This is a genomic window from Candidatus Pantoea soli (genome assembly GCF_007833795.1).
Lineage (GTDB): Bacteria > Pseudomonadota > Gammaproteobacteria > Enterobacterales > Enterobacteriaceae > Pantoea > Pantoea soli.
Map to the genome: position 1 here is coordinate 1,781,644 of NZ_CP032702.1, position 20,401 is coordinate 1,802,044.

The window sequence follows — 20,401 nt, forward strand, 5'->3', positions numbered from 1 at the left end:
CTGCTTACGTTCTCAGCTGCGCACAGGACAGGTAACGGATGGACAAACACACGCTTTCTCAGGAAGCCGGACTGCTGACAGAAATTGCGGTGGCCTATTATCAGGACGAAATCACCCAGGAGGAGATTGCGCGTAAATTTGGCATTTCCCGCATTAAGGTGGGCAGGCTGCTGAAGCGCGCGCGCGAAGAGGGGATTGTGGAAATCACCGTGCGTTACCATCCGGTGTTCAGTACCCGGCTGGAGCAGCAGCTGCAGACGCGCTTTCCGCACCTGCAGCGCGCGCTGATTGCGCTGGATTCCGCCGACAGCGACGAGCAGCGCCGTCAGGTGGCAGCGCTGGTGTCCGCGCATCTGGCGCAGTCGCTGAAGGACAACGCCATTGTGGCGGTGGGCCAGGGGCGCAATGTGGCGGCGGTGGCCGATCATCCCGGCCAGGTGCCAACGCGCAACTGCCTGTTTATCAGTGGCATTGGCGGCACGCACCGTCCCGGTGATGCCATCAATGCTGACCACATCAGCCGTCGGCTGGCAAAGAAGTTTGGCGGCATCAGCGAAACCCTTTATGCCCCGGCTTACGTTGAGAACCGCGCGCTGCGCGATGCGTTTATGCAGAATGGCACCATAAAAGAGACGCTGGACCGGGCGCGTAAAGCGGATGTGGCGCTGGTCGGCATCGGCGATATGAATGAGAACAGCTACATGGTCAAGCTGGGCTGGTTTACGCCGCATGAAATCATTGACGCCAGCGTGCATCAGGGCGTAACCGGTGATATTGCCGGTTACGACTTCTTCAACGCGCAGGGGCAGCCGGTGGATACCGTCATGAATGACCGCGTCATCGGCCTGAGCATTGAAGAACTGCGCAAAATTCCCTGCGTGATTGCCATTGCCGCCGAGAATACCAAAGCGATGGCGATTCTCGGCGCGCTGCGCACCGGGGCGATTGATATCATCGCCACTTCGGCCACCAATATCCGTACCATTCTCAGCCTGGCGCAGTAAGCGGTGGGCTGCCCGGCAGCGGGTGTCACCCGACCGTCACGCCAGCGACATAAATCGTTCATCCGGCTCAGCTAGCTTACCGCCATTCTGCTATCAGGACTGCGGACCCATGAGCCACCTTGCGCTGCAACACATTACGAAAGCCTGGGGCGACAACGTTGCCCTCAGCGACATCAGCTTTAGCGTGGCAGAGGGCAGCTTTGTCGCGCTGCTGGGGCCATCCGGCTGCGGTAAATCGACCCTGTTACGTACCATTGCCGGGCTGGAAAATGCCGACAGCGGCACGGTGCATTTCCGCCAGCGTGATATCACCCGGCTGCCGCCGTCCCAGCGCGCGCTCTCTATGGTGTTTCAGTCCTATGCGCTGTTTCCGCACCTTAGCGTGCGGGAAAACCTGCTGTTTGGCCTGCGCGCGCGCGGTGAGGATAAAACGCAGTTTGCCGCCCGGCTTGCGCGGGTCAGTGAGCTGATGGCGCTGACGCCGCTGCTGGATCGGCTGCCGGCGCAGCTCTCCGGCGGACAGCAGCAGCGCGTGGCGCTGGGCAGGGCGGTGATCGCCAATCACACCCTGTGCCTGATGGATGAACCACTGTCCAACCTGGATGCCAGGCTGCGCCAGAGCATGCGGCGTGAGATCCGCGCGCTGCAACAGCAGCTCGGTCTGACGCTGCTGTACGTTACCCACGATCAGACCGAGGCGATGAGCATGGCCGACCGCATTATTTTGCTGCGTGACGGCCAGATTGAACAGCACGGCACGCCGGACGAACTCTACAACCAGCCCGCCAGCCTGTTTGTTGCGCAGTTCATCGGCGCGCCGCCGATGAACATTCTGCCGCTGCACAGCAAAGGATCGCATCACTATCTCAGCCACCTCAGCACGCCGGTGGTGAGGGACTGCGACGAGCCCGCGCTCAGCCTCGGTCTGCGCGCGGAAGATATCCGTATTACCGCCCCTGACAACGCCGCGCTCAGCGCCCGCGTCATCAGCCATGAATACATGGGTGCCGAGACGCTGCTGCTGTGTCAGCTGGCGGGCGTTCAGGAGCCGGTCACGGTCAGGGTTGCCGGCCTGCAGCCGGTCAGCGCGGGCAGCCAGCTGGGGCTGCAGTGGCCCGCCGCCAGGCAATATCTGTTCGCGACCCACAGCGGCAAACGCTGCGTGACTGCCGAACAACAGCTGTTTATGGGTGAGAAAAAAGTCGCTGTTTAATTGCCACTCTTCGCTTAAGGGAAAATCATGACCGCAATTCGTTACTCACGTCTGGCCGGTGCATTAATGCTGTGCGCGGCGTCCGCTGCGCTGGCTGCTGAACCGGTGCAGCTGCAGATGTACTATCCGATTGCCGTGGGCGGCAAAGTCAGCCATACCGTGGATGCGCTGGTGGCCGATTTTGAGAAAGTACATCCGGAGATCGCTATCCAGCCGGTCTATACCGGCGATTACGCCACCACGGTGACCAAAGCGCTGACGGCGTTTCGCGGCGGTAACGCCCCCCAGCTGGCGGTGATCGGGGACATTGAAGCCTATTCGCTGATCGATGCGGACGCGATTGTGGCAGCCAGCGATCTGGCCACCGGCGATGAGGGGAAACAGTGGCTCGACAGTTTTTACCCGGCGTTTCTGCGCCGCATTGATGGCAAAGTGTGGGGCGTGCCGTTTCAGCGTTCAACCGTGGTGATGTACTGGAACAAACAGGCGTTTGCCCGCGCCGGACTGGATGCCGATACGCCGCCGGCAAACTGGCAGCAGGTGGTAGATTTTGCTAAAAAACTCACGCTGAAAGACGCCAGCGGCGTCAGCCAGTGGGGCATTGAAATTCCCTCCACGCCAAACGGCTACTGGAATTTTCAGGGGCTGTCCGCCACCAACGGCGGACGGCTCGACAACGGCAAAGGCACGGCGGTGTACTTCGATACCCCCGGCAACGTTGCGACGCTGCAGTGGCTGACCGATCTCGGTGAGAAAGCGGCAGTTTCACCTAAAGGTGCCATCGCCTGGGCCACCACGCCGCAGGATTTCATCAGCGGCAAAACCGCCATGATGGTGACCACCACCGGCAACCTGACCAACGTACGCGACAACGCGAAATTCCCGTTTGGCGTGGCGATGCTGCCGGAGAAAACCCAGCGCGGCAGCCCGACCGGCGGCGGCAACCTGTATATTTTTAAAAGCGCCACGCCGGCGCAGCAGCAGGCCGCGATGCGCTTTATCCGCTGGGTCACGGCCCCGGAGCAGGCGGCGCGCTGGAGCATTGCCACCGGCTATGTGGCCACCTCCCCGGCGGCGTGGGAAACGCCAGCAATGAAAACCTATGTGCAGGCCGTGCCGCAGGCGCTGGTGGCGCGTGAACAGCTGAAATACGCCCAGCCGGAGCTCTCTACCTACAACAGCGTGCAGATCCAGGACGCGCTCAATCATGCGGTGGAAGCGGCCGTAACGCTGCGCAAAACGCCGGCGGAGGCGCTGGCCGAGGCACAGAAGCAGGCCGACCGGCTGCTGAAAAACTATCAGTAACGGTGGCGCGATGAGCACACTCACTGACAGCGTGACGCCTTACCGGCCGCGATACTGGTCGCTGCAGCTCTCCGGCTATCTGCTGATCCTGCCGGCGCTGAGCTTTCTGCTGCTGTTTACCCATTATCCGGCCGTCGCCACGCTGTGGCAGAGCCTGTTCAGCGCCGCGCGTAACCATCATCCGGCCCGGTTTGTCGGGCTGGAGAACTACCGGGCGCTGCTGAATGACGATATTTTCCTGCGCTCACTGCAAAACAACCTGCTGTATGCGGCGATCACCATTCCGCTGGCGGTTGCGCTGGCGCTGCTGATGGCGCTGGCGGTGAACCGGCGTCTGCGCGGTAACGGCCTGGTGCGCGCGGCGTTCTTTCTTCCTTCACTGCTGCCGATGATCGCCATCGCCAATCTGTGGCTGTTTTTCTACACGCCACAGCTCGGCCTGCTGAATCAGCTGCTGGCGTGGTTTTCACTGCCTGCGGTGAACTGGCTGGGGGATCCGGCCACCGCGCTGGGGTGTCTGATGGTGGTCTCCGTCTGGCGCGAGGCGGGCTTCTTTATGATCTTTTACCTTGCTGCGCTGCAGCAGATCGATCCGCGCCTGGCGGAGGCAGCGGCGATCGAGGGCGCGTCACGCCGCTACTTTTTCCGGCGCGTGCAGTGGCCGCTGCTGATGCCCACCACGCTGTTTGTGCTGATCAACGCCTCAATGAATGCGTTTCGCATTGTCGATCAGGTGATCGCCATGACCAGCGGCGGGCCGGATAACAGCAGCAGCCTGCTGCTGTTTTACATTTACCGCACCGCGTTCAGCTTCTGGGACAGGCCCGCCGCTGCGGCCATGACCGGCTTGCTGCTGCTATTGCTGGCGGCGATTGCGCTTCTTAAATTCCGCCTGCTGGATAAGCGAGCACACTACCAATGAAACCTGCGTTTTCTGCTGGCCGTCTGACACTGACGCTGCTGACCTGGCTGGCGGCGCTGCTGTGGTGCCTGCCGGTGCTGGTGGCGCTGTGGGTGGCGATTCACCCGGTTTCGGCTCAGGCCGGCTTTTCGCTGCTGGCTCCGCTGACGCTGGCCAACTTTGTCACCGCCTGGCAGGCCGCCCCTTTTGGTCGCTATTTTCTCAACACCACGCTGCTGGTGCTGATGATTGTGGTGGTACAGCTGGTGCTGGCAACGCTAGCGGCCTATGCGCTGGTGCGTTTCCGGCTGAAATTTTCCGGCGCGATTTTTGCGCTGATCCTGCTGCAGCTGATGATCAGCCCGGATGTGCTGATTCTGAACAACTACACCACTATTGGCGCGCTCGGGCTGCGCGACACGCTGACCGGCATTGCGTTGCCCTATTTTGCCTCGGCCTTTGCCATCTTCCTGCTGCGTCAGACTTTCAAAAGTATTCCACTGGTGCTGGAGGAGGCGGCCATTGTCGAAGGCGCCAGCCGCTTTTTCATCCTGCGTACGATCTATATGCCGCTGGCAAAACCGGTTTATGTCGCCTTCGCGCTGGTGTCGATCAGCTTTCACTGGAATGACTTTCTCTGGCCGCTGGTCATTACCGATTCGGTGCAGGTGCGACCGCTGACCGTCGGCCTGCAGCTATTTTCCGCGCCGGAGCAGGGCGTTCAGTGGGCGCTGATCAGCGCCGCGACGCTGATCACCACGTTACCGCTGCTGCTGCTGTTTCTGCTGTTTCAGCGCCAGTTTATTCAGTCTTTTATGCGTGCCGGTATTCGCTAAGGAGAGCCCCCGTGTTGCATCCTCATCCACTTACTGCCTTGCAGCGTACGCTGCTGGGCGATGTCGCGGAATGGTATCAGCCGCCGGATCTGCGCCGGGCACCGCTGGGCAGCAGCCTGTGCTTTGGCCTGCTGGCCGATCCGCAATATGCCGATATTGACGCCGATGTGAAGCAGCAGCTTTATTACCGCCATGCGCTGCGTAAGCTGCCGCAGGCGATTGACGCGCTGAATCAGCAGCCGCTGGATTTTGTGGTGACGCTGGGGGATCTGGTGGACCGCGACTGGCGCAGCTATGCCGCGCTGCTGCCGGTTTACGATCGTCTGGTGCATCCGCACGCCGTGGTGATGGGCAATCATGACGCGCAGACCGTCGCGCAGCAGCTGAACGACGCCGCGCCGCTGCCCAAAAGCTACTATGCGTTTCGCATGGCAGGCTGGCGTTTTATCGTGTACGACGGCAACGACATCAGCCTCTATTGCAACCGCCATAACGGTGACGATCGTCAGCAGGCCGCCAGGCTGCTGGCCGATTTACTCGCCAGCCAGCAGCCGCAGGCACAGCCGTGGAACGGTGCCGTGGGCAGCGCGCAGCGCGCATGGCTGGAAGCACAGCTGCAGCAGGCGCAGGCAGCGCAGGAGCAGGTGATCGTCTTTGGTCACTATCCGCTGGCGCCGCACAACAGCCATATGCTGCTGAACGGGCCGCAACTGACGCAGCTGTTCTGCCGTTACGGCGTGCGCGCCTGTTTTGCCGGACACGATCATCGTGGCGGCTATGCGCGACTGGCACAAACGGATTTCATTACGCTGCGGGGAATGCTGGACGGCGCAGAAGCGGTGCCGTTTGCCACAGTGACGCTGACGCCGGCGGGGATGACCGTCACCGGCTACGGCGGACAGCCCGGCTATGCCCCTGACTGACTGCCGCCGCCGCAGACGATCAGCCCGCGCGCTTCAGCGGCTGCGCCTGCTGGCGCTGCACGGCGATCGCCTCGGCGCGCTGCAGCAGCTGCTGTAAATCATCTTCGTCAATATCCAGCAGCTGGCCGCTCTCCAGCGCCTGATGCAGATCGTCGCGCGTGATGGGTACATCAAGCGCGACCGGCTGCGGGCGGGTTTCGGCGGCGGCCAGCGGGTGAGGATAGCGGCGCCCGGCCAGATTGTTGAAGAGGATCGCCAGCAGCGCCAGGCAGAACGAATTCAGCAGCACCGGCGTCAGGATAAAGTGGTAGCCCATCTGCCGGACGCCTTCACCGCCGAGAATCGCCGTCAGCGCCACCGCCCCGCTGGGCGGGTGCAGACAGCGCAGCTTAAACATCAGCGCAATCGCCAGGCAGGCGGCAACGCCGCAGGCCAGCGCGGGCTGCGGCACATAGCGAGCGGTGGTGACGCCAATCAGTCCGGCCACCAGATTGCCGCCGACAATCGACCACGGCTGCGCCAGCGGGCTGTTCGGCAGGCCAAACAGCAGAACCGCAGAGGCCCCCATCGGCGCAACAAACCATAAATTTACCGCACCCAGCAGCGCATGGCTGATCAGGCTGGTGAGCATCAGTCCCAGGCCGGCACCGAGGCTGGCGAGCAGAATCTGTTTGCGGGCGACAGGCAGCGGATGCGGCCAGAGCCGCGCCAGGATCAGGCGCAGCGCATGCAGCCGGCCTGGCGAAGGGGATTGCGTCATGATGGTGTTACCGGGTCATAAGAAAAAGCGATGGCTGGCGATTGTCGCCGATTGGCAGCGGCGCCACAACCGGATTGTGAGCAAAGGGTTAGCATGGCGTGAATGAAATGGCAGCAGTTAACATGCTGTTTAACGTTCAGCGCTGCGGGCGGTGCGTCAGGAGATTGCACCACCCGGCTATGTGCAATATAGTCCGTTTTTTTTCGGAGGAACCATGCTGCCCAACTCATCCACGCGCCTGAATAAATACATCAGCGAGAGCGGAATCTGCTCCCGCCGCGATGCCGACCGTTATATTGAACAGGGCAACGTTTTCATTAACGGCAGACGCGCCACCGTCGGGGCGCAGGTGTTCGCCGGGGATGAGGTCAAAGTCAACGGGCGGCTGATTGAACCGCGCAACGAAGAGGATCTGGTGCTGATTGCGCTGAATAAGCCCGTCGGCATTGTCACCACCATGGAAGAGGGGGAACGTGACAACATCAGCGATTTCGTTAACCACAGCAAACGCGTATTCCCGATTGGCCGGCTGGATAAGGACTCGCAGGGGCTGATTTTCCTCACCAACCACGGCGATCTGGTTAATAAGATTCTGCGCGCCGGCAACAATCACGAAAAAGAGTACGTGGTCACCGTCGATAAACCCATCACCGACGAGTTTATTGCCGGCATGGCCGGCGGGGTGCCAATGCTTGGCACGGTGACGAAAAAGTGCAAGGTGAAAAAAGAGTCCACCTTTGTGTTTCGTATCATTCTGGTGCAGGGGCTGAACCGACAGATTCGCCGCATGACCAAACATTTTGGCTATGAAGTGACGAAGCTGGAGCGCACGCGCATCATGAATGTCAGCCTGAAAGGCATTCCGCCCGGCGAATGGCGTGACCTGACGGATGATGAACTGATTGAGCTGTTCAAGCTGATCGAGGACTCATCATCAGAGGATGAGAAGACGCAGAAAGCGCAGGCGAAGAAAAAAGCCGCGCCTGCGGTGAAGAAACCGCAGGCCGGCGCGCCGAAACCGAGCGAGAAGCCGGGTGGGCAGGGCGCGAACCGCAAACGCTTTACCCAGCCGGGCCGCAGAAAAAAAGGGCGCTGAGCCGTTCAGCGCAGCGCCCCGGGTCGCCGGACAGGGCGACACCGACATTATTTGTCGTTACCGAAGCCCTGTTTCTTCAGCGCGGCCAGCACGTGCGGGAAATAGATATGCTGGTAGTAACCGCTGACGCTGTCGCTCCAGTTTTCCCCGTCGCTGCGGCCGATGTTCTGCCAGTGCTGCAGCAGCTGATCGTTATACGCCGCAATGTGCTGTTCCAGGCCTTCCTGCTGGTAGTGCTCTTCATGGCGGAAGGTGGCAAGCGGCAGGCGCGGTTTCTGATGAGCCGGCTGATCGACATGACCAATCACCACCCCGGCAACCGGGAAGGTAAGCGGCGGCAGCGCCAGCAGGTCAATCAGCGCTTCTGCATCACGACGGATGCCGCCGATAGGCACAATCCCCAGACCTTCAGCACGCGCGGCGGCCATCACCGAGCCCAGCGCGATGCCCACATCGGTTGAGCCGGAAACAATGCTCTCGATGCTCTCATGCGCCACCTGCTGGCGGCCCACGGCCTGATGGGCCAGCGCAGATTTATGCATATCCAGCACAAACGTCAGGAAGACCGGTGCCTGTGCAATCCACGGCTGACCGCCCGCGATTTCCGCAATCTGTGCGCGCTTCGCCGCATCCCGCGTCACCACAACGGACACCTGCTGTGAGTTTACCGACGTCGGGGCAAAATAGGCCGCCGAAATGATGCGATCCAGTACCGCGTCGTCAACGGGCCGGGTGGTAAAACTGCGATCGCTTTTATGGCTGGTAAAAATATCGATTAAAGAACCCATGCTTCCTCCTGTATGGAGGCGCAAGCGTAGCAGGGATTGCCGGTGGCTGGCTTAACGGTTATTGCCGTCGCGGCCGGGCAGAGGGCGGCTGTGGTCGCCGCGTAAAACCGACGTTTCAGGCTGCCGCCTGATGGGGGCGGGCCGCAGGCAAGCTTCGCCCTGAACGGCGCTGAAATTTTTCTTATCCTTTGCCGCCAGGCCAGGAAAAATCGCCCTTTAACAGGCCTTGCGAACCGGAGTAATTCATCGATTTTAAAGCCATGATTTAATTTGTTTTATAGAGTGATGCAGCGGTATATTCTGCACAGTTGGCTTAATGCGTGACGCGGTATGCCAGGAATCTTCTTATAAATGGTACTGTCATATTAATGACATTGACTCATTCGCGCTAAACCCTTTATTAATGTCTGGCGCTAATTTATTCAGACTAATACATGTTAAAGGAGAGTTTTATGGCGATTGATATGTTTTTAAAAGTGGACGGCGTAACCGGCGAATCAAAAGACGCAAATCATAAAAACTGGATTGATGCGCTGTCATTTAACTGGGCGGCCAGTCAGCCGGGCAATATGAGCGTGGGCGGTGGCGGCGGTGCGGGAAAAGTGCAGTTCCGCGATTTGAACGTGCAGGCATTAATTGATAAAGCGACGCCGGCCATCATGAAATATTGCGCCAGCGGCAAACATGTCAGCAAGGTGGAATTATCGATCTGCAAAGCAGGCGGTAATCAGGTCGAATATTCGCGCGTGGTGCTGGAAGATGTGCTGGTGACCGCCACAGAGTTTAATGGCGTGGGCAACACCGATGCCATTGTGGTGAATTACTATTTCCAGGCGGCCAAAGTGAACCTGCATTACTGGGAGCAGGCCGATAAAGGCAATAAAGGCGCAGAGACAAAATCAGGCTGGGATATCAAACAAAATAAAGAAATCTGACAGGTAGCTTATGAATGATATCACGCCGAGCATCACTAACCTGATGCGTGAGAACAGGTTCGTCACACCGGAGGAAATGAAGCTGATTATCGGCTTCGTCAACGGACTGAAAGAGGATTCCGGCACGCTGCAGCAGTTTGAGAATGATTCAAACGACCTGATTATCTACCATTTCGAGAATATGGTTCAGCCCGCCACCGCGCGCCGCTCCGATGTGGAAAACAGCGCCGGCTTTGAGCTGCGTCCGCTCAACGGCAGCAGCGCGCCGGCGGCGGATATCAGGCAAAACGCCTATTTCAATCAGTTCCGTTCATCGGTACCGATGCCGTTGTCCCAGTACATCCGTCGTCCGGATTTACGCCTCGTCAGTAATATTTATGATAAAGCGCGGGCCACCACCTATGCCAGTATCGCGGGGGTGTTAACCGCAGCAGGGGCGCTGGTAGGCTACAGCGTTAATCTGCTGACGGCAGAGGGCGCGAAAACCAGCGGCAAGCAGTATGAAGATTTTAAAACTGCCCGTATGGCGCTGATTGGCGGCACCGCCGGTTTAGCCAGCGCTGCGCTTTTTTTTCTGCTGCGTAATCACCTTATTTCCAAACAGACGGAAAGTAATGAACGGTTTATTAATGCCACGAAGCGGGTGGTCAAGGCGAAGATCAAATTAAGTAAGTTTGTTGACGATACGCGCCGCAAAGTCATTACTGACCAGGCAAAATGCAAAGAAAAATTCGCAACGCTGAAAAAAGCCAATTATGGTATTCGCGACGATCGACCCGGTGGCAGTAATCCGCAGGTGCGGGAAACGCTGGCCATGATTGAAGCCTTTATTTTTACCTCGCTGGTTTTTTCCCGTCAGGTGGAATCCGACATCGTGCTGGAGGGTAATCATTTTGTCTCATTTACGGTAGATGGCCAGACGCATACCATGAGTGAGGCGGAGTTTACGATTTTTCATGATATTGGTTCGATATTTTAAATGATGACGTCAGCTAACCGGGCCGTCGCACTGACGGCCCGTTTTTAGTCAGGCGTCAGGCGACTTTGACCACGGTTTTGCCAAAGTTTTTCCCCTTCAGCATATCGAAGAATGCCTGCGGTGCGTTTTCCAGCCCCTCAATCATATGTTCGCGGTACAGTACTTTTTTCTGCTCCACCAGCGGGGTCATTGCCTGCAGGAATTCCGGATAACGATCACCATAATCCTGGAAAATAATGAAGCCCTGCATGCGAATGCGGCGCTTGAGCAGCGTGCCCATCAGCAGCGGCACGCGGTCCGGCCCCGGTGGCAGTTCGCGGCTGCTGTAACCGGACACCAGGCCACAAACCGGTACGCGCGCGGAGGTATTCAGCTGCGGCAGCACGGCATCAAAGACTTTGCCGCCGACGTTCTCGAAGTAGATGTCGATGCCGTCCGGGCAGGCCGCTGCCAGCTGGTCGGCAAAATCTTCGCGATGGTGATCAATGCAGGCGGAAAAACCGAGCTTTTCGATGGCATAGCGGCACTTCTCTTCACCACCGGCCACACCCACCACCCGGCAGCCGTGCAGTTTCCCCAGCTGGCCGACGGTGGCGCCCACCGGTCCGGTGGCCGCAGCCACCACCAGCGTTTCACCGGCTTTGGGCTGGCCGATATCCATCAGGCCCATCCAGGCAGTGAAGCCCGGCATTCCCAGAATGCCCAGCGCCCACGAGGGGTGGGGCAGATCGCCGAGTTTACTGACGCCTTCACCGTTGGAGACGGCATAGCTTTGCCAGCCGCTGGCCGAGAGCACCCAGTCACCTTCTTTGAAATCAGGATGCTGCGATGCCGCCACCTGGCTCACCGTACCGCCGACCATCGGCTCGTCCAGCTGCGCCGGCGCAGCATAAGAATCACTGTCGTCCATCCGGCCACGCATGTACGGGTCCAGAGAGAGATAACGGGTGCGCAGCAGAATTTCGCCTTGCTTAATCTGCGGAACAGGCTGCTCCACCAGACGGAAGTTCTCTTTTACCGGCTCGCCATCGGGGCGGGAAGCCAGTAGCCAGGCGTGGTTGATTTGCGATGATTCACTCATAACAGCTCCTGTTTCTGCGCGTTAAAGCAGAAAGTGTAGACGATACGGCTGGGATGAGGCGGTTTTGCCTGTTCATCACGCTATCGCAGATGCCGCAGGTGAGCCAGCGCACAAACCGCGCAAAAACGTGGCGAGGTAAACCGGTGCAGGTTGTTGAAAGCCTTCGTCTCCTGGCAAATTGCCCAGTGGAACTCAGGCAAACTGCCCTGACCGCGCGGCGCACGCGTGCGTATATCTGGAGATCCTGCGCCTGCCCGGTAACACGGGCAGGCAGACCGCGCACGCAGGGCGCAGACAGGCTACACTGCGCGGCCAGAGAACCCCGTCATGCCGGGCGGGCAGCACAGCCGCCGGTCCGGTCTTACCCAGGAAGGAAAACCGATGAGAAACCGATTACGCACCGCGACGCTGCTGGCAGCACTGACGTTCAGTGCGCCGCTGCTGGCAAACACCTTTGTCTATGTTTCGGAAGCAGAAGACGGCACCATCGCGCGCTATGTGCTGAATGCGCAGACCGGTGCGCTGCAGCTGCTGGGACATACCGCAGCCGGCGGTAAAATCATGCCGCTGGCGCTGAGCGCCGACGGCGCGCACCTGTATGGCGCGATTCGCAGCAAGCCTTACCAGCTGGTGAGCTGGAACATCGATCGGCACAGTGGCGATCTGACGCAAAACGGCTCTGCTGCGGCCGCCGCCAGCTACCCTTTTATCAGCACCGACAGGCAGGGGCGCTTTCTGCTCGGCGCCTCCTATGATGGCGACGTGGTACAGGTGTACCGCCTGGCGGCGAATGGTCAGGTTGTCGCCCCGCCGGTCAGCAGCTATCGCACCGGCCACGCGGCGCACTCGGTGATCGTCGACGCCAGCGGCAGGACGGCGTACGTCGGCAATCTGGGAACCGACCGCGTGCTGCAACTGCAGCTGACGGCAACCGGAACGCTGCGCGCGCTGGGCAGTGGCGCGGTCAGCACCGCCGCAGAAAATGGCCCGCGTCACTCTGTGCTGTCACCGGACAATCGCTTTCTCTATAACCTTGGCGAAATGGGCGGCATCATCACACAGTTCCGGCGCGAGGCCGATGGCAGGCTGATCAAGGTGGCCGAAACGCCACCGGCGGTGGCGGGGCAATACGATCTTGCGCACGGGCGCGAGCGTCCGCCTGGCTACAGCGATCCCACGCCGCGCATCTGGGCTGCGGATATCGCTCTGACGCCCGATGGCCGCTTTCTCTACGTCACTGAGCGGACCAGCAGTACCGTCAGCGGCTATCGCGTGGATCCGGAGGATGGCAGGCTGACGCTGACGGGCAGCTGGCCGGTCGAAAAGCAGCCGCGCGGCTTTGCCGTCAGTCCGGACGGCCGCTGGCTGATTGTCAGCGGTGAAAAGAGCAGGGTGATTGGCAGCTACGCCATTGATCCGCAGCACGGCACCCTGACGCGCGTCGGCGAAGCACCGGCTGGCCGCGACGCCAACTGGGTCACCCTTGTCCGCTACGCTCCCTGACACCCGGCGGCAGCGCAGCCAGCGTCCGGCCGGCTGCGCGAAATAATTTTATGGATAACGCCCCCGGCGGAGAAAATGTGATCCCGCACACATTTCTTCCGCTACTGGCAGATTGCACACTTTATCCGCAGCGTGCGCGGGCAGGCCGCATGGCGTCGTCGGCGCGGCCGGCGGTCTATCAGTTATCCTTAATAATTAGTCAGGCATCTATCGGCTGGCAGGAACACGCTTTTTGATGGCGAAACAATTTGTCGTAGTTATCCGGATGAGCGGCCGCCAGATTCTGGCAGCATACGCCGCACTTAGCGCCTTCTGGTCTTTCGTGACATGCCGTGGTTTTCAAAAAACGCCGTTTTTTTTGCTGTAAAAACCTGTCTCGCTGCTTTTGTTGCCCTGTATCTGGCCCTGGAACTGAACCTGGATCGCCCCGCCTGGGCACTGACCACGGTGTTTGTTGCTTCTCAGCTCTATTCCGCCTCAACCATCTCAAAATCGCTGTTTCGTCTGCTGGGCACTCTGCTGGGCGGCGTGTTTATCTTTTTCATCTTTCCGCTTACGGTGGCGCATCCGCTGCTGTTCAGCTTCTGCATTTCGCTGTGGGTCAGCGTCTGCCTCTATTTATCCCTGCATGACCGCACGCCAAAAAGCTATGTGTTTATGCTGGCCGGTTACAGCGCGGCGATCATGGGTTTTCCGGAGGTCACTACGCCCGCCGGCATTACCAGCACCGTGCTGTCGCGGATAGAAGAGATTACGCTGGGGATTGTCTGCAGCAGTCTGGTACACGGCTTGCTGTTTCCGGTTTCCATGCGCAGCCTGCTGGAACAAAGCGTCAGCCAGTGGTATCTCAACGGACGCAAACTGTGCAGCGATCTGCTCAGCGGGATTTCCGGCGCCACGTCGCCGGAGCGCGACGCGATCCTGACCCGTATGGCCACCAACCCGCAGCAGGTGGAAATCCTGATCACCCACTGCGTGTATGAAGGGGATGCCGCGCGGCGGCTCATCCGCCTGGTCAGCGTGCAGTATCAGCACCTCTCGTACCTGATTCCAACGCTGACAGCCATTGAAATGCGTTTGCAGCGGCTGGCGGCGCGGGACATCACGTTTCCGGATTATGTGGCGCACAGCTTCCGGCAGTTTCTGATCTGGCTGCACGATGGCGAAGCCGTGGGGGATGTGATTGGCATTCAGCTGGAGCTGAGTCACTGCCAGGATCGCGTCAACGCCGCCTGGCGCAGCGGCGAACTGCCGCTGGAACACTGCCTGTTGCTGACGGGGCTGCTGGAGCGACTGGCAGATTTTGTCCGCATCGCCGGCGCGTATCAGAGCGTGGGCGACCTGGTGAGCGATTTGTCAGGCGACACCACGCTGGCACGCGGCAAACGCACGCACCGTTTCTTTGACAAAGGGTTGATTCGGCTGTCAGCGCTGACGGCGTTTTGCGCCACCTTTGGCGCCTGCCTGCTGTGGATGGTGACCGGCTGGCGTGACGGTGCCGCTGCGCCAGTGATGGCGGCGATCCTCAGCTCTTTTTTTGCCAGTCTGGATACGCCGCTCACCTCCATGAAGCTGTTTGTGCGTGGCGTGATCGTCGCCATTGTTATCAGCGTGATTTACGTGGCGCTGCTGCTGCCGCAGGCTACCTCGTTTGAGGCGCTGATACTGTGTCTGGCACCGGGCCTGCTGCTGCTGGGACTGATGATTGCCCGTCCGGCCAGCAATATGATTGGCCTGAGCGTAGCGATTCAAATCCCCGGTTTTATCGGGCTCGGCCATCATCTGAAGCCGGATTTGGTGCTGCTGGTAAACAACGCCATTGCCTCGCTGAGCGGGGTGCTGCTGGCGGTGATCCTCACCGCGATCATGCGCAACAAGCGTCCGTCGTGGACCGCGCGTCGCGCAGTGCGGCACGGCCTGCGTGAACTGCTGCGCTTCATCAAAGAGATTGAGCGCACCGGTTCCTCCCTCACGGCCCGGCAGCGCTTTATCAGCCTGATGCTGGACAAAGTTAACGTGGTGCTGCCGCGTCTGCACCTCGATCCGCAGTCGGATATGCGCTCTGCCGGCATGCTGCTCACCGAGGTGTGGCTGGGCGTCAACAGCTTCGACTATTACGTGCGCCATCAGGCGCTGCTCAGCCGCTATCAGCTGGAGAGCGGACAGATGTTTCATGAACTGAGCATGTTTCTGAAGCGACGTCTGAAATCGCTGCAGGCGATGCCGCACGCCGACCTGCAGGAGGAGCTGGATATGTTGCTGCTGCTGATGGCACAGCTGGCACCGCGCGACGAACAGCTGCTGACGCCGCTGTTTCACCTCTACAGCGTGCGGCTGTATTTATTTCCGCAGCTGGCCTGGCCTGAGCCCACGCCGCGCCAGGCCGAGCGGCTGCAGCAGCACCGTTACCGGCTCAGCGCTTAGCCGTACCAGCTGTAGCCTTTTGGCTCACGGGAGAATCCGGCGGCCTTCAGCGCGCCGGCAAGCGGCGACTGGCCGATGGGCTGGTCGTCAATGCGCTCCAGCGTGATCCGCAGGGTTTTCTCCCGTTTCAGCGCCTGGCCCAGCGCCAGCACGGCGGCGTACAGCGCCTCGTCACTCAGCGCATCACCAAATGTCAGCAGCGCTTTGCCGCCCGGCGGCAGACAGAGCACCGGCGCGCCGTCAGCCAGTACCAGCAGCGCCCCGGCGCGACGCGGGGGACGCACGCCGCCGCGGCTCAGCGGCCACGGCAGCTGGGCCCCAAAGGGATTTGCCGGATCGAGCACCGAAAGCGCTACCGGCGCGTGCCGCGCTGGCGCACCGCTGCCAGCCTGTCGCAGCCGCTCAATTGTCGGGTTATCGGCAAACTGCGCCGCGCCCATGCCCGCGACAAAGCGGCCGCGCAGCAGACGTCCGGCATCTTCCAGGCCGCGCAGTACCGGCTGCAGGGCCGGAAAACCGCCGGGGATCTGCTCAGCGATGGCCGCGCCGCGCGTGATCACGCCGAAGCGGTCCAGCATATTTTCCGTCAGCGCCAGCGCCCGTTCCGTTTCTGCCAGTGCCGGCCGCACCACCCGCGACCAGCGTCCGGCCATGCTGTTCAGCGTCAGACCCGGCGCCGCGTCCTGACGCGCGGCGAAGCTGGCCCGGCTGTGACGATGGCGGGGCGGGCGGCTGGGGCGCGGGCGGGCGGCGCTGCGTGAAGTCAGATGCCGCAGCGCCGCCCAGGTATCCTGCGTCAGCCAGCCGCACCACACCAGCTCCCACATCGCCTGATACAGTTCAGTGGGGTCCGGCGTCTGCTGGAGCTGCTCAGCCACACGCGGCACCAGCTGCCGCACAAACCAGCCGCCGCCATCCTGCAGCACAGCGAGAATCGCCTGCTGCATGGGTGACAACGTCACCGGCTGGCCCGCATTCAATGGCGGCAGCGTCTCGCCGGCATACTCGCTGAGGTGCAGCGAAACCAGCCCCTCACGCTCGCTGCGGGCGCGGTGACCGCACCAGATGACCTCGCCGGAGGCGAGCAGCTCATCCAGCATCGCCGGCTGATAATCGTGCACGCGGGACGGCAAAATCTGCGTTTCCCACAGCGACGCCGGCAGGGCCACGCCCGCCAGCTGTTCAATCACGCGCAGTACGCCGTGGCTTCCTGAAAATACGCCTGCGGCCGGCGCAGCGCTGGCCTCGCCGATCAGGCCGTGGCGCGCCAGCAGAAAGCTGACATAGGCAGACTGGCTGACCGGCCGGGTGGCATCGCGCGCCGCCTGCAGCGAACGCACGCGCAAACGGCGGAACACCGGCGTGGCCACCCACTGGCTGCTGCTGTCGGACGGTGACGGCAGAAAATCCCCTTTCAGGACGCGGTCCTGCTGGCGCAGAGTCTCCAGCGTCGCGTCTACCACGGCGCGCCCGAGGCCGAAGCGGGCGGCTATCTGCTGGCTGGTGGAGACGGCATGGCTGCGCACGTAGCGGTGCAGCAGATCCTCCAGCGGCTGCGGCACCGGCTGCAACAGCGCTGCGGGCAAGCCGGGCGGGATCGCCACGCCCAGCGCATCCTGCAGGCGCACGGCGTCTTCCACCACCGCCAGTCGGGGCTCACCGGCGATGCAGACGCGGATCAGGCGCTGTGCCTGCAGCAGCGCGTCGAAGGCGTCTGTGTTCAGCGGGTCGCCGGCATAGCGCGCTTTCAGCTCGGCTTCACTCAGCGGGCCAAGCTGGCGCAGCATATCCACCAGCGCTTCGACCTGCGTGGCCTGATAGTCCGGCGCCACGCGCTGCAGCTCCTGATCGACTCGCGTTACCACCGCGGGCGTCAGCAGCGTGTGCATCTCCGCCTGGCCCAGCAGATCGCGCAGCAGATTGCTGTCCAGCGCCAGCATTGAGGCGCGGCGTTCAGCCTGAGGCGCATCGCTGGCATACATAAATTCTGCCACATAGCCGAACAGCAGCGGCGCGGCAAACGGCGACGGGGTCTGCGTGGTGACCTCCACCAGCTGAATCTCACCCTGCTGCAGGCGCGCCATCAGCTGGTGCAGCGCCGGCAGATCGTACACGTCCTGCAGGCATTCACGCGCGGTTTCAATCAGGATCGGGAAATCATCAAACTGACGCGCCACCGCCAGCAGCTCGCTGGCGCGCAGCCGCTGCTGCCAGAGCGGCGAACGCTGGCCCGGATTGCGGCGCGGCAGCAGCAGGGCGCGGGCAGCGCACTCACGAAAGCGGGCGGCAAACAGGGCCGAGTGTCCAATCGCCGCACTGACCGTGCGCTGCAACGCATCCGGCTGGAACAGAAACAGCGCGGCATCCGGCTCCCGGCCCTCGCTGGCCGGAAAACGCGCAACGATGCCGTCATCGCTGGCCACCACCGCCGGATCGAGGCCGAGCTGGCGACCAAGGCGGTCGGCTATCGCCAGCGCCCAGGGGGCATGTACGCGCTGGCCATACGGCGAGTGCAGGATCACGCGCCAGTCGCCGTTTTCATCACGGCAGCGCTCCAGCACCAGCGTGCGATCCGTTGGCAACGTGCCGGTGGCGGCGATCTGCTCCTCCATCAGCGTCCTGAGGTTGTGCTGCGCGTTCGCATCGGCAATAGCGCTGACAAACGACGGCGCACCGGCGGTCTCGCGCAGAAAACGCCCGATGGCGGCGCCAAGCGTGGCCGGCCGGCCGGCGCTCTCGCCGTGCCAGAACGGCAGGCGGGCGGAGCGGCCCGGTGCCGGTACCACCACAACCTGATCGTGGGTGATCTGCTGAATCCGCCATGAGGTGGCACCGAGGGTAATGATGTCGTTGACCCGCGATTCATACACCATCTCTTCGTCCAGTTCACCGACGCGGCGCGCACCGGCCTGTTCTTCGCCTTCCGGCAGCATAACGCTGAACATGCCGCGATCCGGAATGGTGCCACCGCTGGTGACCGCCAGATGCTGTGCGCCGGGGCGACCGCGCAGGGTGTTGTTTTGCCGGTCCCAGATCAGGTGCGGCCGGAGGCTGGCAAAGGCATCAGAGGGATAGCGCCCGGCCAGCATATCCAGCACCGCGGTAAAAACGTGACGCGGTAACGTTTGGAACGGTTCCGCACGCGTGACCTGCTGATACCAGCTCTCTACGTCCAGCGTCTCCATCGCGGCGGCGGCTACGGTGTGCTGCGCCAGGATATCCAGCGGATTGCGCGGCAGGGCAATCGGGTCCAGCGCGCCGTCAAGCATCGCCTGCGCCGTCACCGTTGCGTCCAGCAGATCGCGTCGGGTGCGCGGCCAGATAATGCCTTTTGGCGTGCCGCCCACCTGATGACCGGCGCGGCCGACGCGCTGCAGGCCGCTGGCCACCGACGGCGGCGCCCCCACCTGAATCACCAGATCGATATCGCCCATATCAATGCCCAGCTCCAGGCTGGAGGTGGCCACCACGCAGCGCAGCGTGCCCTGTTTGAGTGCGGTTTCAATCGCCAGCCGCTGCTCTTTGGAGACCGAGCCATGATGCGAGCGCGCCAGCAGCGGGGCCGGGGCGTCGGCACGCTGTCCGGTGCCGCAGCTGAAGGAGCTGTAAGCCGCGGCGGGCGGCCGTGCGGCTTCGCCGTGCTGGCGGGCATACAGTTCGTTGAGCCGGGCGGTGAGTTTTTCGGCCAGCCCGCGTGAATTGGCAAATACCAGCGTGGCGCGGTGACGCAGCACCTCGGCCAGAATCCCGGCTTCAATGTGCGGCCAGATCGAGCCCGTGCTCTGCGCGCCTTCGCCGGCGGCGCGCGCATCCGGACGCGCGGCGATATCTGTCATATCGCTCACCGGCACGGTAATGGTCAGCTGCAGCGGCCGCTCTGCGGCCGGGTTAACGATGCGCGTTTCGCCGGCGCCGCCCAGATAGCGGGCGACCGCTTCCGGCGGGCGCACCGTGGCAGAGAGTCCGATGCGCTGTGCCGGGGCGGCCAGCAGTGCATCCAGTCGTTCCAGGCTGAGCGCCAGATGCGATCCCCGTTTACTGCCGGCGACGGCGTGCACTTCATCGACAATCACCGTCGAGATACCGCGCAGCGTATCGCGCGCTTTCGACGTCAGCATCAGAAACAGCGATTCCGGGGTGGTGATCAGAATATCCGGCGGGCGGCGCAGCAGCCTGGCGCGGTCAGCGCTGCGCGTATCGCCGGATCGCATACCAACCTCCAGCGTTATCGCCGCTTCACCGGCCAGCTGCCGCTGCGCCTGTACACCCGCCAGCGGCAGCTGCAGGTTACGCTGCACATCCGCCGCCAGCGCTTTGACCGGCGAGAGATAGAGGATGCGCGTTTTATGGCTGCGCGGCACCGTTTCACCGGCGCTGCGCTCGCGAAACAGCGCGTCAATCGCATACAGAAACGCCGCCAGCGTTTTACCTGAGCCGGTCGGGGCGATCACCAGACAATGCTGGCCGCTGGCGATAGCGCGCCACGCGTCCTGCTGCACCGGCGTCGGGCGGGTAAATGTCTGGCGAAACCAGTGCTGTGTGGCGGGGGTGAATAATGATAACGATGACGCAGGCATCCCTGGCTCCTGTTTAACCGTGACGGACGTTATGCAGTGTAGTCGGCGGCAGCGGCAGATTCAGGTTATATACTTG

General features: G+C 61.7%; 15 protein-coding genes. 11 read left to right on the forward strand and 4 right to left on the reverse strand.

Annotated features, from left to right (window positions below; all coding sequences use genetic code 11):
• The first annotated feature begins 38 nt into the window (after window positions 1-38).
• From D8B20_RS08305 to D8B20_RS08330, 6 genes are all read left to right on the forward strand, one after another.
• On the forward strand, window positions 39-1,004 hold the full coding sequence (locus D8B20_RS08305; protein ID WP_145888421.1) for a sugar-binding transcriptional regulator: 966 nt from the start codon (window positions 39-41) through the stop codon (window positions 1,002-1,004).
• Window positions 1,005-1,113: 109 nt separating this feature from the next.
• Complete coding sequence (locus D8B20_RS08310) at window positions 1,114-2,217, forward strand: ABC transporter ATP-binding protein (protein WP_145888422.1); 1,104 nt, start codon at window positions 1,114-1,116, stop codon at window positions 2,215-2,217.
• A 27-nt stretch (window positions 2,218-2,244) separates the two neighbouring features.
• On the forward strand, window positions 2,245-3,522 hold the full coding sequence (locus D8B20_RS08315; protein ID WP_145888423.1) for an ABC transporter substrate-binding protein: 1,278 nt from the start codon (window positions 2,245-2,247) through the stop codon (window positions 3,520-3,522).
• A gap of 10 nt (window positions 3,523-3,532) precedes the next feature.
• Window positions 3,533-4,444, forward strand: coding sequence for a carbohydrate ABC transporter permease (locus D8B20_RS08320; RefSeq protein ID WP_145888424.1), 912 nt, complete (start codon window positions 3,533-3,535; stop codon window positions 4,442-4,444).
• Window positions 4,441-5,259 carry a carbohydrate ABC transporter permease gene (locus D8B20_RS08325; protein WP_145888425.1) on the forward strand — a complete coding sequence of 273 codons (819 nt, stop codon included), beginning with the start codon at window positions 4,441-4,443 and terminating at the stop codon, window positions 5,257-5,259. The genes D8B20_RS08320 and D8B20_RS08325 overlap by 4 nt, the downstream gene beginning before the upstream one ends.
• Window positions 5,260-5,270: 11 nt before the next feature.
• The gene (locus D8B20_RS08330; RefSeq protein WP_145888426.1) at window positions 5,271-6,182 is read left to right on the forward strand and encodes a metallophosphoesterase; all 912 of its coding nucleotides are present in this window, start codon (window positions 5,271-5,273) and stop codon (window positions 6,180-6,182) included.
• A 19-nt stretch (window positions 6,183-6,201) separates the two neighbouring features.
• Here the strand turns inward: D8B20_RS08330 and D8B20_RS08335 are convergent, their stop codons facing one another.
• Window positions 6,202-6,942 carry an HPP family protein gene (locus D8B20_RS08335; protein ID WP_145888427.1) on the reverse strand — a complete coding sequence of 247 codons (741 nt, stop codon included), beginning with the start codon at window positions 6,940-6,942 and terminating at the stop codon, window positions 6,202-6,204.
• Between the two features lie 214 nt (window positions 6,943-7,156).
• Between D8B20_RS08335 and rluF the strand changes: the two genes are divergently transcribed.
• A complete protein-coding gene (gene rluF / locus D8B20_RS08340; RefSeq protein ID WP_145888428.1) occupies window positions 7,157-8,038 on the forward strand; it encodes a 23S rRNA pseudouridine(2604) synthase RluF in 882 nt (293 codons plus the stop codon).
• 47 nt (window positions 8,039-8,085) lie between these two features.
• Here the strand turns inward: rluF and D8B20_RS08345 are convergent, their stop codons facing one another.
• On the reverse strand, window positions 8,086-8,826 hold the full coding sequence (locus tag D8B20_RS08345; protein ID WP_145888429.1) for a nitroreductase family protein: 741 nt from the start codon (window positions 8,824-8,826) through the stop codon (window positions 8,086-8,088).
• 452 nt (window positions 8,827-9,278) lie between these two features.
• Here D8B20_RS08345 and D8B20_RS08350 point away from each other — a divergent pair, with 452 nt between their 5' ends.
• Both D8B20_RS08350 and D8B20_RS08355 read left to right on the forward strand, forming a co-directional pair.
• Window positions 9,279-9,761: an Hcp family type VI secretion system effector gene (locus D8B20_RS08350; RefSeq protein ID WP_145888430.1), complete on the forward strand. Its 483-nt coding sequence runs from the start codon at window positions 9,279-9,281 to the stop codon at window positions 9,759-9,761.
• 10 nt (window positions 9,762-9,771) lie between these two features.
• Window positions 9,772-10,740: a hypothetical protein gene (locus tag D8B20_RS08355; RefSeq protein WP_145888431.1), complete on the forward strand. Its 969-nt coding sequence runs from the start codon at window positions 9,772-9,774 to the stop codon at window positions 10,738-10,740.
• A 55-nt stretch (window positions 10,741-10,795) separates the two neighbouring features.
• Here the strand turns inward: D8B20_RS08355 and curA are convergent, their stop codons facing one another.
• A complete protein-coding gene (curA, locus tag D8B20_RS08360; RefSeq protein WP_145888432.1) occupies window positions 10,796-11,821 on the reverse strand; it encodes an NADPH-dependent curcumin/dihydrocurcumin reductase in 1,026 nt (341 codons plus the stop codon).
• 381 nt (window positions 11,822-12,202) lie between these two features.
• Here curA and D8B20_RS08365 point away from each other — a divergent pair, with 381 nt between their 5' ends.
• On the forward strand, window positions 12,203-13,324 hold the full coding sequence (locus D8B20_RS08365; protein WP_145888433.1) for a lactonase family protein: 1,122 nt from the start codon (window positions 12,203-12,205) through the stop codon (window positions 13,322-13,324).
• 327 nt (window positions 13,325-13,651) lie between these two features.
• A complete protein-coding gene (locus D8B20_RS08370) occupies window positions 13,652-15,748 on the forward strand; it encodes an FUSC family protein (RefSeq protein ID WP_145888434.1) in 2,097 nt (698 codons plus the stop codon).
• Here the strand turns inward: D8B20_RS08370 and D8B20_RS08375 are convergent.
• Window positions 15,745-20,325, reverse strand: a complete 4,581-nt coding sequence (locus tag D8B20_RS08375; RefSeq protein WP_145888435.1) for an ATP-dependent helicase — start codon at window positions 20,323-20,325, stop codon at window positions 15,745-15,747. The genes D8B20_RS08370 and D8B20_RS08375 overlap by 4 nt on opposite strands.
• Window positions 20,326-20,401 lie beyond the last annotated feature (76 nt).